This window comes from Sporosalibacterium faouarense (genome assembly GCF_016765695.1).
Lineage (GTDB): Bacteria > Bacillota > Clostridia > Tissierellales > VENL01 > Sporosalibacterium > Sporosalibacterium faouarense.
In genome coordinates this window covers 66240-79858 of record NZ_JAETGO010000048.1, presented here as the reverse complement: position 1 = coordinate 79858, position 13619 = coordinate 66240, and the positions used below count along the sequence as shown (strand labels likewise).

The 13619-nt window shown below is 30.9% G+C and carries 13 protein-coding genes; all 13 read left to right on the top strand.

Annotated features, from left to right (window positions below):
* Positions 1 to 13: 13 nt before the first annotated feature.
* The 13 genes from fsa (at position 14) to JMO20_RS10135 (ending at position 13475) form a co-directional block, all read left to right on the top strand.
* A complete protein-coding gene (gene fsa / locus JMO20_RS10195; protein ID WP_202709558.1) occupies positions 14 to 685 on the top strand; it encodes a fructose-6-phosphate aldolase in 672 nt (223 codons plus the stop codon).
* 261 nt (positions 686 to 946) lie between these two features.
* Positions 947 to 2002 carry a PTS fructose transporter subunit EIIC gene (locus JMO20_RS10190; RefSeq protein WP_202709556.1) on the top strand — a complete coding sequence of 352 codons (1056 nt, stop codon included), beginning with the start codon at positions 947 to 949 and terminating at the stop codon, positions 2000 to 2002.
* Positions 2003 to 2057: 55 nt separating this feature from the next.
* Positions 2058 to 2372, top strand: coding sequence for a PTS fructose-like transporter subunit IIB (locus JMO20_RS10185; RefSeq protein ID WP_202709554.1), 315 nt, complete (start codon positions 2058 to 2060; stop codon positions 2370 to 2372).
* Between the two features lie 139 nt (positions 2373 to 2511).
* Positions 2512 to 2775, top strand: a complete 264-nt coding sequence (locus JMO20_RS10180) for an HPr family phosphocarrier protein (protein WP_202709552.1) — start codon at positions 2512 to 2514, stop codon at positions 2773 to 2775.
* 12 nt (positions 2776 to 2787) lie between these two features.
* A complete protein-coding gene (gene ptsP / locus JMO20_RS10175; RefSeq protein WP_202709551.1) occupies positions 2788 to 4500 on the top strand; it encodes a phosphoenolpyruvate--protein phosphotransferase in 1713 nt (570 codons plus the stop codon).
* A gap of 330 nt (positions 4501 to 4830) precedes the next feature.
* The gene (locus tag JMO20_RS10170) at positions 4831 to 7533 is read left to right on the top strand and encodes a sigma-54-dependent transcriptional regulator (RefSeq protein WP_202709549.1); all 2703 of its coding nucleotides are present in this window, start codon (positions 4831 to 4833) and stop codon (positions 7531 to 7533) included.
* Positions 7534 to 7843: 310 nt separating this feature from the next.
* Entirely contained in the window at positions 7844 to 8110 is a 267-nt protein-coding gene (locus tag JMO20_RS10165) for an HPr family phosphocarrier protein (protein WP_202709547.1), read from the top strand.
* Positions 8111 to 8153: 43 nt separating this feature from the next.
* The gene (locus JMO20_RS10160; RefSeq protein WP_202709545.1) at positions 8154 to 8462 is read left to right on the top strand and encodes a PTS sugar transporter subunit IIB; all 309 of its coding nucleotides are present in this window, start codon (positions 8154 to 8156) and stop codon (positions 8460 to 8462) included.
* Positions 8463 to 8533: 71 nt separating this feature from the next.
* Positions 8534 to 9814 carry a PTS cellobiose transporter subunit IIC gene (celB, locus tag JMO20_RS10155; RefSeq protein ID WP_202709543.1) on the top strand — a complete coding sequence of 427 codons (1281 nt, stop codon included), beginning with the start codon at positions 8534 to 8536 and terminating at the stop codon, positions 9812 to 9814.
* Between the two features lie 45 nt (positions 9815 to 9859).
* Positions 9860 to 10168 carry a PTS sugar transporter subunit IIA gene (locus JMO20_RS10150; RefSeq protein WP_202709542.1) on the top strand — a complete coding sequence of 103 codons (309 nt, stop codon included), beginning with the start codon at positions 9860 to 9862 and terminating at the stop codon, positions 10166 to 10168.
* A 43-nt stretch (positions 10169 to 10211) separates the two neighbouring features.
* Positions 10212 to 11300, top strand: coding sequence for a DUF871 domain-containing protein (locus JMO20_RS10145; RefSeq protein WP_202709540.1), 1089 nt, complete (start codon positions 10212 to 10214; stop codon positions 11298 to 11300).
* A gap of 314 nt (positions 11301 to 11614) precedes the next feature.
* Positions 11615 to 13039, top strand: coding sequence for a sulfurtransferase (locus tag JMO20_RS10140; RefSeq protein WP_279380100.1), 1425 nt, complete (start codon positions 11615 to 11617; stop codon positions 13037 to 13039).
* Positions 13023 to 13475 carry a hypothetical protein gene (locus tag JMO20_RS10135; protein ID WP_202709538.1) on the top strand — a complete coding sequence of 151 codons (453 nt, stop codon included), beginning with the start codon at positions 13023 to 13025 and terminating at the stop codon, positions 13473 to 13475. Before JMO20_RS10140 ends, JMO20_RS10135 begins: the two co-directional genes overlap by 17 nt.
* The last annotated feature ends 144 nt before the right edge of the window (positions 13476 to 13619 follow it).

Sequence of the window (13619 nt, the reverse complement as noted above, 5' to 3'; positions counted from 1 at the left end):
GGAGATGGATAATATGGAATTATTTTTAGATACTGGTAATGTAGAGGAAATAAAAGAATTAGTTGATATTTTACAGGTTGATGGTGTGACAACAAATCCAACAATTGTTTCTAGAAGTGGGAAAAGGTTTACAGATTTAATAAAAGAAATAAGCGATATTGTTGGGGAAGACAGAGCTATACATTGTCAGGTTGTAAGTAGAGATTTTGATGGCATGATTGAAGAAGCAGAATTTATTAATGGACTTCATAAGAACATTTATGTAAAAATTCCTGTTACACATCAAGGATTAAAGGCAATAAAAGAATTGACGAAAAGAGGAATAAAGACTACAGCAACGGCAGTATTTACAGCTCACCAAGCTACCCTAGCTGCAAAGGCTGGAGCAAAGTATATAGCTCCATATGTAAATAGACTTGATAATATCTCTGGTAATGGAGTATCTGTCGTAAAGCAAATTATTAATATAATTGAAAAACATAACTTTGATTCAAAAGTTCTTGCAGCAAGCTTTAAAAATGCTCAGCAAGTAATAGAAATTATTGAGCATGGAGTTCATAGTGTAACAGTTCCAACTGATGTATTGGATAAAATGACTTGTCATCCTTTAACAGACTATAGTGTAGACAAGTTTATTGAAGACTGGGAAAATGCCTATGGCGAGGGAATAAAAACTACTGATTAGGATATTTTATAGAATATACAATAAGTATAATCACGACTATTTTGTATGGAAAATGTAATTTTTTATAAGTGTTATGTAAATATATGCAAATAAAGGAATGTTTAAATATGAACCTGGGTATAAAAAAAGAACTACTAAAGGAGGTGAGAGATGGATAGGAAAAAGAAATAGCTTTCATTTAGTATCATTTAGTTTTAACAGAAGTATTTTGCATCAAGGATATTATCAATAAGATTATACTAAATTAAAGGGGGAAATGTAATGTTAGAACTTTTAAAAGACACACGTAAGCATTTAATGACTGGAGTTTCTTATATGATACCATTTGTAGTAGCTGGTGGTGTATTACTTGCCCTATCAGTTATGTTATCAGGTACACCATCGGTACCTGAAGGTGGAATACTTAAAGATATTTGGGATATTGGTATTGGCGGTATGTCACTATTCGTTCCTATAATGGCTGGATTTATTGCGTTCTCAATGGCAGATAGACCAGGTATAGCACCAGGTGCTATTGGTGGATATTTAGCTAGTCAAATTGGAGCAGGTTTCTTAGGTGGAATTATTGCAGGTTTATTAGCAGGTATTGTAGTATTTTATTTAAAGAAAATTAAAGTACCTAATGTTATGAGATCAGTAATGCCTATATTTATTATTCCTTTAGTTGGTACCTTAATCGTGGGTGGATTAATGGTATGGATTATAGGTACACCAATTGCAGGAATGATGGAAGCTATGACAGAATGGTTAAAAGGAATGGGAACGGGTAATAAAGTTATATTAGGACTTATTCTTGGTGCGATGATAGCCTTTGATATGGGTGGACCAGTAAACAAAGTTGCATATGGATTTGGTGTTGCACTTATTGGTGAAGGTATTATAACAGTTATGGGACCTATAGGGGTAGCTATTTGTGTGCCTCCATTAGGATTAGCATTAGCAACATTCTTAGCTCCAAAGAAATATACTGTTGAAGAAAGAGAAAGTGGAAAAGCAGCAATTATTATGGGACTTATAGGAATCACTGAAGGAGCTATACCTTTTGCTGCAGCTGACCCGATTAGAGTTATTCCTTCATTAGTGGTAGGTTCCGCAGCAGGTTCAGTAACAGCTATGTTACTAAATGTAGGAAATAATGCACCTTGGGGTGGATGGATAGTACTACCTGTAGTAGATAATGTATTGGGTTATATAGTAGCTACTGTAGTTGGTGTTGTTATTACTGCAGTTATGGTTAATCTATTAAAGAAACCAGTAGAAGAAACATTAGTAGATGATTCAGAAGATCTTGATGAATTAGATATTAGTTTTGAATAATTAAACATCAGAAACAAGCATACAATATATAATAAAACAAATTTGAGGTGATTACATGAAAATAGTTGCAGTTACTGCTTGTCCTTCTGGAGTTGCTCATACTTATATGGCAGCAGAAGCTTTAGAGAAGGCAGCAAAAGAATTAGGAATTGAAATCAAGGTTGAAACTCAAGGTTCAATTGGCCTTGAAAATGAATTAACTAAGCAAGATGTTGAGTCTGCGGATGCAGTTATTATAACCAAAGATATGGGTATAAAGAAAGTTGAAAGATTTAAAGGTAAGCCTGTTGTTAAGGTTGGTGTAGGAGATGCGATTAAGAAAGCAGTACCTATATTAAAAAAAGTTCAAGCCCATATAGAATCAAAATAAGTAGTTTTTATAAACATGTAATTAGTGTATAGCCAGTTAAAACTGGCTATATGCTTTTTCCAAAGATTTATGAAAGAAAATATAAAACCCAAGGCATAATAATATTATAATTTAAATAACTTTACAAGGAGGTAGTACAATGTATAAGGTTGAAGTGGAACTGAAAAATGAAACAGGTTTACATGCAAGACCAGCAAGTGTTTTTGTAAAAGAGGCATCGGGATATAGCTCTGAAATATTTGTAATAAAGGACGAAAAGACTTATAATGGAAAGAGTATTATGGGAATCTTAAGCATGGGAGCAGGTAAAGGAGATAAGATAATATTACAAGCTGATGGAGAAGATGAAAAAGAAGCGGTTGAAGCATTAAAGTCCCTAATCGAGAATAATTTTGGTGAATAGGAGTGTAGGTATATGAAAGGAATAGGAGCTTCACCTGGTATAGCAATAGGTAAAGTATTAATAAAAAAAGAGCCTGAAATAAAGATAGAAAAGCTAGCTATATCAGACTCAGGACAAGAAATACAAAGATTAAAGGAAGCAAGAGAAACATGTAAAGAACAAATTAAAAATTTATATGACCGTACATTAAAAACAATGGGTAAGAAAGAAGCTCAAATATTTGAAGCCCATGGAATGATACTAGAGGATCCTGAATTTTTTGGACAGGTAGAAGAAAAAATTTCTAATGAAAGTTTCAATGCAGAATATGCTCTTAAGGAAGTAACTGACACATTTGTTGAACTATTTAAAAACATGGATAATGAATACATGAGAGAAAGAGCAGCTGACATTAAAGATGTAACAACAAGAGTTACTAGAATTCTTCTTGGGATAGAAAGCACAGATTTTTCAAGCTTAGATGAAGAAATTATTATAATAGCTGAAGATTTAACACCTTCAGATACTGCTCAAATGGATAAAGAAAAGGTATTAGGTTTTATAACAGAAATAGGTGGTAAAACTGCCCACTCTGCTATAATGGCACGAACATTGGAAATACCAGCAGTTGTAGGGGTAGAAGATATTACTGAGTTAGCTAATAATGGTGACTATATAGTTTTTGATGGAGATGAAGGAACAGTTGTTTTAAACCCAGAAGATGATGTAATTGAAGAATATAAGAATAAACAAGCTGAATATATAAAGTTAAAAAATAGATTAAATGAATTGAAGGGCGAAAAAAGTATTACAAAAGATGGTGTTGAGGTTGAGTTAGTTGCTAATATAGGTACACCAAGGGATGTAAAGGGTGTAATTAAAAATGATGGTGAAGGTGTAGGTCTTTATAGGACAGAATTCCTTTATATGGATAGAGATAGGTTACCTACTGAAGAAGAGCAATTTGAGGCTTATAAAAAGGTAGCTGAAAAGCTTAAGGATAAACCTATAGTAATCCGTACATTGGATATTGGTGGAGATAAGGAACTTTCGTATCTTGATCTACCAAAGGAAATGAACCCTTTCTTAGGATATAGAGCTATAAGATTGTGTTTAGATAGAACTGATATTTTTAAAACACAGCTTAGAGCATTACTTAGAGCTAGTGCTTATGGAAATATTAAAATAATGTTCCCTATGATATCAAGTATAGAAGAGGTTAGACAGGCAAAAGCTGTATTAGAGGAAATTAAAGAAGACTTAAGAAAAGAAAATATTAAGTTTAACGAAGAGATAGAGGTAGGTATAATGGTGGAGATACCTGCTGTTGCAGTAATGTCGGACTTATTTGCTAAAGAAGTAGATTTCTTTAGTATTGGTACTAATGATTTAATTCAATACACTACTGCTGTAGATAGAGGAAATAGAAAAATCTCCTATCTATATAATCAATTCCATCCAGCATTATTAAGATTAGTAAAAATGGTTATAGATAATGGACACAAAGAAGGCATTTGGGTTGGAATGTGTGGAGAAGTTGCAGGAGACCCTAAGTTGATACCAATTTTAATAGGGTTAGGGCTTGATGAATTTAGTATGAGTCCTATATCAATACTTAAGTCAAGATGGATAATAAAGAATCTATCTAAAAAAGAGATGGAAGAAATGGCTGAAAAGGTAATTAACCTACCTACAGCTGAAGATGTTGAGAAATTTATTGATGAAAATATAGATATTGAGATATAAATAAACCTAATAGTTTACTGTTATTAAACCCTTTATTGTTGACTTCTTTAAAGAAGTCAACAATAAAGGGTTTTTTGTTTTCAAAGGAAGCATTGCTATCAGATTGATAAGCTTAGTATTACTAATAGCAGTTATATTTAAGAGACAAATTATAAAGGGTAATTGCATTTAACATAGAATATATTAGTATAATAGCATATAATTACCACTAAATTAATCCATAGCTTAATATAATTATAACGTAAATAATAAAGGCTAACTGAAGGTAGTCATTATTATTTTAAACTTATACTTAAAAATTATGATGTATGTGTAACTGGGGGCATAACTATGAAGATGATTGATAAGGTGTATGAAACTCTAATATTATTAGAAAAGAGAAATGACAAAGGAATTTCAACTTTAGAATTAAGTAGTTACCTTGAAAATGATAGGACAAATATAAGTAGATATTTAAATCAATTACACAAAGAAGAAAAAATAGAAAAAATAGAAGGTAGACCTGTACTGTTTAAGTCTAAAGAAAATACTAAATCAAATATTGATAATCAAGATAATAATAGATTAGATAGTTTAGTTGGGTCTAATCATAGTCTGTCGATTCCTATACAGAAGGCTAAAGCAGCTATATTATATCCACCTCGGGGATTACATACTTTAATTTTGGGAGAAACAGGTACTGGTAAATCTATGTTTGCTGAATGTATGTATAGGTTTGCTATTGAATCACAGGTTATTAGTAGGCAAGGACCATTTATAAGATTTAACTGTGCTGATTATGCAGATAATCCTCAACTAGTAATCAGTCAAATATTTGGAGTGAAAAAAGGAGCATATACTGGAGCCGAAAGGGACAAGACAGGGCTATTAAAAAAATCTGATGGAGGTATTTTTTTTCTTGATGAAGTCCATAGATTGTCTCCTCAAGGACAAGAAATGTTATTTACTTATATAGATAAGGGATATTTTAGACCCCTTGGAGAAACTGAAAAATTGACTAGGGTTAAAGTACAAATAATAGCTGCAACTACTGAAGATCCAGATTCCCACCTTCTAAAGACATTTACTAGAAGAATAGCCATGACAATAACATTACCTTCTTTGAAGGAGAGAAGTTTAGTTGAACGATATTATTTGATTGAGGATTTTATTAAAGAAGAATCAAAAAGAGTAGGGAGAAGCATTTACATTAATAAAAACTCATTGATATCGTATCTATTATATGACTGTCCTAATAACATTGGTCAATTAAAGAGCGATATCCAATTAGCATGTGCTAAAGCTTTTGTAAATTTTAAGTCTAGAAAAGAAGATTATATACTAATTACAGTTTCTGATGTTCCTCAGCATGTGAAGAAAGGACTAATGCAAATTAAAGATAGCAGGGAAAAAATCGAGGAATTATTGAAGGATAAGGGAGATGTGCTAAAGTACTATCATAAAGAAAATCGCAAAAATATTATTAGTCAGAACTTAAAAGAAGAGGAAGATTTTTATAGTATTATTGAAAGGAAATTTGAATCTTTGCAAAAAGTAGGAATGAATGAGAAAGAAGTAAATGAAATTTTAAATATAGATATTGAGAGTTATTTCCATAAATATATAGGAAAACTTTCAAAAAAGGTTAGTAAAGAAGAATTATTAAGTGTAGTTAGCTCACAGGTTATAGACTTGGTGGAAGAAATATTAGCTGTAGCAGAGAAAAGACTATCTAGAAAATATGATGATAAGATATTTCTAGCTTTATCTCTTCACTTATCAAGGACTATAGAAAGAATAAAAAAAGGAAACAAAATATATAATCCAAAGTTAAACTCTATTCGAATAAACTATGAAAAGGAATTCCTTTTATCAATGCAGTTGGCTAAAACTATAGATGAAAAGCTACAGATAGAAACACCAGTAGATGAAATTGGGTATTTAGCTATGTTTTTAATTTCTACATCTTATAAACCAGAAGTGTTAGAGGGGAAGAAAGTTAGAATAATAGTAATTATGCATGGAAACAGTACAGCTACAAGTATGGCAGAAGTGGCAAATAACCTTTTATCAATTGATGATGTTATTGGTTTAGATATGTCATTAAATACAAAACCAGAAGAGATGTATGAAATAACTAAAGAGAAAATAAAAAGTATCAATAATGAAAATGGTGTGCTACTTTTAGTAGATATGGGTTCTTTAACTAATTTTGGAGATATGATATCAGAGGATACAGGCATTATGATAAAGACAATTGATATGGTTAGCACTGCAATTGTAATAGATGCTGCTAGGAAAGCAGTCATGGGACATGGGATTACTGAAATTTATAACTCTTGCAAGGGAATAAGGATGCTAGATGAGTTAAGGAGGACTAAAGAAATATCTGATAAGAAAAGATTAATAATTACAGTATGTTTTACAGGTGAAGGAGCTTCAGTAAAGTTAAAAGATATAATTAAAGAAAAAATAAACGGTAGGAGAAATATAGACATAAAAGCTCTAGATATCTTAGAGCAGAAAAAGTTTTTAGAGATAGTTGAAAGACATAAAGAGCACTATAATATTATAGCTGTTGTAGGAACGATTAATGTGTCTTTAAGAGGGATTCCTTTTATTTCAGCAATTGATATTTTTAATAATAGCGGTATTGACAAAATAAATAAACTAATAGATGAGGAAGAATTATTTCTTAAAGTGGGTAAGTCCTTAAGAGAGCATACGTCCACAGTTGATGGCGAAAAAATAGTGGAGGATGTAAAATATATAATTAAGGATTTAGAAGAAAATCTAGATATATCTTTAGAAATGGATGTAAAGATGGGAGTGGCTATACACATAAGCTTTCTGGTGGATAAGCTGGCTAATGGAGAAAAAACTAAACCTTTTGAGGATTTAGTTTTGTACAGGGATAAATACAATTATGAAATGAATATTGTTAAGAAGAGTATTAAGCCCCTAGAGGTTAATTATAAAATTAATATAGGAGACGATGAAATAGCATATATATCTAAACTATTATTATTTAATAGTAATAGAGAAATAGAATAGTGTGAATTAGTGTGTAAAATAGTGCAAGGAGTAGTGTGTAAGTTTTCTTGGAATATCTTACACGCTATTTTTTTATTTGAAAATAATTTTGCAAGAAAAGAATTATTAATATTTGCATATTTAAAGCTATGTGGTTTTAGGTTAAAAACAATAAAATGAGGAAATTACATACTAAAAAATCATAAAATCTTGGAAGGATATATTTGATTTATGAAAAATAATCTTTATAAGTATTTTGGAAGATTTGGACAAATAAAAAGTTGGCATCATTTATGCAAATATTATTGTAAAAGAGAGGAGTGATAGGGGTGTGAAAAGGATTAAAGTTATAGTTACTAGTAGAATTGGATTGCATGCGAGGCCTGCTAGTTTAATAGTAGAAACGGCAAAAAGTTTCAAATCTGATATTAAGCTCAGAAAAAACGAAAATTTAATTAATGCAAAAAGTTTAATTGGTATATTAAGTATTGGGGCAAATAAGGGTGATTACCTAGAAGTTCTTATAGATGGACAAGATGAAGAAGAAGCACTAGATGCAATAGAACAGGTTTTTAAGAATGAGTTAGTTAATTGTTAAAAATAATCATTATTATTAGTAACTGAAGGGGGAAGCAGATAAAATGAGAACTATTATGTTAGTTTGCTCAGCAGGAATGTCAACTAGTTTATTGGTAACTAAAATGAATATTGTGGCTACAAAGGAAAATATGGATTTAAAGATTTTTGCTGTAGCTGAGGCGGAAGTAAAAAGTCATTTAGATGACGTGAATGTGGTTCTTTTAGGGCCTCAAGTAAGATACTTATTACCTAAAATGAAAAAAACATTTGAGTTAAGAGAAGTGCCAGTAGATGTTATCGATAGCATAGAGTATGGAACTATGAATGGTGAGGCAGTACTGAATAAAGCAATAAGTTTAATGGAGGAATAGAACATATAGAGTTCTAAAATGTAATTCCATAAAACTATGGAAATTATATAAAAAATAAGGGGGAATTTTTTATGAGAAGTATATTTGATTTTCTTGAAAAGCGTTTTGTACCTATTGCAGCAAAAATAGGTGCACAGAGACATCTAGTAGCTATTCGTGATGGATTTGTAGCGATTATGCCACTAATTATTGTTGGATCTATGGCTGTATTAATCAATAATCTGCCTATAGATGCTTATCAGAATTTTATGAGCTCCATCTTCTCTGATTCATGGACTAGTTTTGGTGGAAATCTGTGGAATGGAACCTTTGCTGTATTATCTCTGTTTATTGTTTTTTCTATTAGTTATAATTTGGCTAAATCATATGACTCTGATCCATTGGCAGCAGGTATAATAGGATTTGCAAGTCTTATGGTAATTACTCAAAGCGCTGAAGAAGCTTGGGCTATACCATATAACTGGACTGGTGCATTGGGATTACTTGTTTCAATCATGGTAGCAATTATATCTACAGAAATATTTGTTAGGTTATTGGGGAATAAACGATTAGTAATAAAAATGCCAGAAGGAGTACCGCCTGCAGTAAGCAAATCTTTTGCAGCATTATTACCTGGAATTATAACATTATCGGTATTTTCAGTAATAAAAATAATCACTGTAGCAATTGGAATAGTAAATATACATGCTGCACTATATGATTTGATACAAGGACCATTAACTGAGATGGCAAATACAATCTGGTCAGCAATCTTTATTGCATTTATCAATCATTTTCTATGGTTCTTTGGATTACACGGCTCTAATATATTAGAACCAATAATGCAAGCTGTTTATTTACCAGCTTTAGATGCTAATATGACAGCCCTTGCAAATAGTACAGCATTACCTTATATAGTTACAAAGCCATTCTTTGATGCTTTTGTTTATATGGGTGGAGCAGGGACTACTATTTCTTTATTGATTGCCATATTTATAGCCACAAAAAGAAAGCACATGAGAGACTTAGCAAAGATGGGATTTGCTCCTGGTTTATTTAATATAAATGAGCCTATGATTTATGGATTTCCAATAGTCTTAAATCCAGTATTATTTATACCATTTTTATTAACACCAGTAGTTTTAACCATCTTTAGTTTTATAGTTACAGCTATTGGAATTGTTCCAAGAACTGTTGCACTGATTCCTTGGACGACACCACCTATAATTGGAGGATATTTGGCAACAGGGGGATCTATAATGGGAGCTATATTACCTTTAATTAATATTGTAATTGGTGTTCTATTATATGTGCCTTTCGTACTTATTATTGATAAAATAGAAGCAAAGAAAGAAAGTTTAGCGGAGAATTAATATTATATGGAATAATTACTTACAGTTAGACAGGAGATGAACATAATGGAATTTGAATCAATTGTATTAAACATAATTACTAAAAGTGGTAGCGCAAGAAGTTCTGCAATGGAAGCAATACAATATGCTAAGAACAATGAATCAGAGAAGGCTAAAGAGAGTATAAGAGCAGCTGAAGAAAATATTGCATTAGCTCATAAGGAGCAAACGATGCTAATTCAAGAGGAGTCAAAGGGTAAGAAAGTTGAGGTTTCATTACTCTTAGTTCATGCTCAGGATCATTTGATGAATGCAATAACTTTAAAGGATTTAGCACAAGAATTTGTAAATATATATAATAAAATATCTGAATAGACAATTGTCTATTCAGATATTTTCAAATATGGGAGGACTAATAATGAGAGAGTTAGGTGTATCAATTTATCCAGACAAAACTTTATTGCAGGAAAATAAAGAGTATCTAACCCTAGCTAGTAAATATGGCTTTACTAGAGTTTTCACTTGCCTATTATCAATTGAAGGAAATGAAGAAAAAATAATTGGAAATTTTGCTGAGTTAGTAAAGCATGGTAATAAGTTAGGCATGAAAACAATAGCAGATGTAAGTCCTAAAATCTTTGAAAAATTCAATTTAAATTATAATGATCTTAGCTTTTTTAAACAATTAGGGTTATATGGTATTAGATTGGATTTAGGTTTTTCTGGAAATGAAGAAAGTATTATGTCTTTTAGCAAAGAAAATATAAAAATAGAAATAAATATGAGCAATGGAACTAAGTATCTCGAAAATATCCTAGAGCATTGGCCAAATACAGAGAATATTTTAGGGTGTCATAATTTCTATCCCCATAAATATACAGGAATATCTAGAGAACATTTTTTAAAATGCTCTAGACTATTCAAAACTAAGGGAATTAGAACTGCTGCTTTTATATCATCCAATCATGGAAAGTTTGGTCCATGGCCGATATCAGAGGGCCTATGTACATTAGAAGAGCATAGAGGGTTGCCTATTGAAGTACAAGCTAAGGATTTATTTAACACTAATTTGATAGATGATGTTATTATTGGTAATTGTTTTGCATCGGAGGATGAGTTGAAATTATTGAGTGAATTAAATAAATATATGTTAGTCTTAAATGTAGACATTGAGGCTTCAATCTCAGACTTAGAGAAAAAAATAGTTATCGAAGAATTTCATTTCAATAGAGGAGATGTCTCAGAATATATGATTCGATCTACCCAAAGTCGAGTAAAATATAAGGGGCATGAATTTAAAATATTTAATCCTAAGGATATAGAAAAAGGAGATATATTAATTGAAAGCTCTTTGTATGATAGATATGCAGGTGAATTACAGATTGCATTAAGACCTATGAAAAATAGTGGAAAAACTAATGTAGTTGGAAAAATAGCTAGCAATGAAATATTTCTATTGGATAAAATTAAACCTTGGCAGAAATTTCAATTTAAATTGAAGAAATAGGTTATAAAGACATGACTCTAACTGTGTTTATAAGTAATTCTATCAAAAAACTGTTAGGATTAAAATCCTAACAGTTTTTTGCTGGTGTGATAATGAAATATAGTGTATATATTTAACTTTAGTATTATTACTCAAATTAGGTTTTCAGGTAAAGGAATGGAATATTCATTTTTAAACATATAAAACAGTTTTATAGTAAAAAACATTAATTCTATCTATAGTTATCTATAATGGAATTAATAAATTCTATTTTACATTAGATATAATCATGATTATAATTAAGGGGTTAACTATAAATAAGAGGAGGTAAAAAGATGAAAAGGATGAGATTATTTTCAATATTACTAATAGTAATGATGATTAGTGTAGTTGCTTTATCGGCTTGTGGAGGTAGCACTGATACTAGTGCCTCTGATAATAATATGAAATCAGAAGATAATTCTTCTAAAAGCAATGAGAAAGATGGAAATATAAAAGCTGAGACGATTAGTACTGAAGAATTACAAAATCACATTGATGATGCAAATTGGATAGTAGTAGATACTAGAATTAATGATGCATTTAATGGTTGGAAGCTTGATGGAGTGGCAAGAGGTGGACATATAGAGGGGGCCACTGATTTTGCAGTTAATTGGTTAACTGTTGAAGATGAAAATAAAGAAGTTAAATTAGAAGAAGTTTTAGAAGATAAAGGAATAGTATCTGATAAAAATATTGTACTGTATGATGCCAATGGGAAAGATGCAAAAGCAGTTTCGGAATACTTATTATCTAAGGACTTTAAAAACTTATACATTTATGATGTAAAAGAGTGGGCTTCTGATGAAAATTTACCAATGGAAAGCTATGCTAACTATGAAATGTTAGTTCCAGCACAATGGGTAAATGAAGTTATTGAGACTAACAATAATGAAAAAGACTATAAAATCTTTGAAGTAAGCTGGGGTGAAGTTAGCGAGGCTTATAAAGCAGGACATATTCCAGGAGCTATTCATATTAATACCGATGAAGTGGAAGAAGGTCCAATGTGGAATAGAAAGTCAGATGAAGAATTACTAGATTTTGCTCTTAATAATGGTATAAACACTGATACAACAGTAATTGTTTATGGAGCAGATTCTACAGCAGCTAGTAGAGTTGCAGTGGTTTTGAAGTATATGGGAGTAAAAGATGTGAGACTTGTAAACGGTGGATTAAAGTCTTGGGAAAATGCAGGCTTTGAAATAGAAAAAGAAGAAAATGAAAAAGAAGCAATAGATAACTTTGGTGCAGATGTACCTCAAAATCCTAATTATATTATTGATTTAGCAGAAGCAAAGGAATTGTTAGCAGATAAGGAAAATGGCAGACTTGTTGATATAAGGAGCTGGGAAGAGTATATAGGCGAGACATCAGGATACGATTATATAGATGGGAAAGGTCGTCCAGAAGGAGCTGTTTGGGGACATGCAGGTACAGATCCATATCATCTTCAAGACTTTAGAAATATAGATAATACTATGAGAAATGAATCAGAGATACTAACTATGTGGGAAGAATGGGAAATTACACCTGATAAGAATATGGCATTCTATTGTGGTACAGGTTGGCGTGCAGCTGAGGTATTATTCTATGCCGATGTAATGGGATTCGAAAACATATCCTTATATGACGGAGGATGGAATGAATGGAGCGTTAACCCTGAAAATCCTATTGAAGTTGGAAAGCCTAATAATACTAGTGATGAAAAGCTTAAGTAATAAGACTCATACAAAATTTATAAAAGGGGTAATCATATTATTATCTGTAGTTCAGATATTGCTTGTTGTTGGTGCAATTGTACTAAAGCATTTTTCTGATAAATCTATGGGAGTGTCAAGGTACTTAGTTTACAAAAACCAAGTACTTAAAAATTCTGTTTTTTCATCAGAACTAACGAAAATATATCTTGGACTTCTTATAATTAGTATGATGATTTCTGTAGTTATATTAATAAAAAAATACAAATGGAATAAAAGTAAAATATATATTTTGGAAAGTATATTTCTGATTGTAATAAATATCATTAGTATATTATTTATGTATAATAAATTAGAGATTTTAACCTATTATTTCACATTAATTATAAGTTTTATAGTTTTGATTTTACAGTATATAAAAACTGTAGCTTATAATTTAATTGTCATTAAATCATAAAGATGAATTATAAAAAGATCTACTAATGCTATCTCCTCCTCATAATACATGGTTTAAGTTATAACCATGTATTATGAGGATTTCTATTTATATCTTCATACTAACTTTTCATAATATGATAGGTTTGGACATATATATTATTGG

What these genes read in the sequence shown, in the direction of transcription:
- fsa (WP_202709558.1), top strand. Translation starts at nt 14, where the DNA reads ATGGAATTATTTTTAGATACTGGTAATGTAGAGGAAATAAAAGAATTA.
- JMO20_RS10135 (WP_202709538.1), top strand. Translation starts at nt 13,023, where the DNA reads ATGAAAAGCTTAAGTAATAAGACTCATACAAAATTTATAAAAGGGGTA.
- celB (WP_202709543.1), top strand. Translation starts at nt 8,534, where the DNA reads ATGAGAAGTATATTTGATTTTCTTGAAAAGCGTTTTGTACCTATTGCA.
- ptsP (WP_202709551.1), top strand. Translation starts at nt 2,788, where the DNA reads ATGAAAGGAATAGGAGCTTCACCTGGTATAGCAATAGGTAAAGTATTA.
- JMO20_RS10140 (WP_279380100.1), top strand. Translation starts at nt 11,615, where the DNA reads ATGAAAAGGATGAGATTATTTTCAATATTACTAATAGTAATGATGATT.
- JMO20_RS10185 (WP_202709554.1), top strand. Translation starts at nt 2,058, where the DNA reads ATGAAAATAGTTGCAGTTACTGCTTGTCCTTCTGGAGTTGCTCATACT.
- JMO20_RS10190 (WP_202709556.1), top strand. Translation starts at nt 947, where the DNA reads ATGTTAGAACTTTTAAAAGACACACGTAAGCATTTAATGACTGGAGTT.
- JMO20_RS10150 (WP_202709542.1), top strand. Translation starts at nt 9,860, where the DNA reads ATGGAATTTGAATCAATTGTATTAAACATAATTACTAAAAGTGGTAGC.
- JMO20_RS10180 (WP_202709552.1), top strand. Translation starts at nt 2,512, where the DNA reads ATGTATAAGGTTGAAGTGGAACTGAAAAATGAAACAGGTTTACATGCA.
- JMO20_RS10160 (WP_202709545.1), top strand. Translation starts at nt 8,154, where the DNA reads ATGAGAACTATTATGTTAGTTTGCTCAGCAGGAATGTCAACTAGTTTA.
- JMO20_RS10145 (WP_202709540.1), top strand. Translation starts at nt 10,212, where the DNA reads ATGAGAGAGTTAGGTGTATCAATTTATCCAGACAAAACTTTATTGCAG.
- JMO20_RS10170 (WP_202709549.1), top strand. Translation starts at nt 4,831, where the DNA reads ATGAAGATGATTGATAAGGTGTATGAAACTCTAATATTATTAGAAAAG.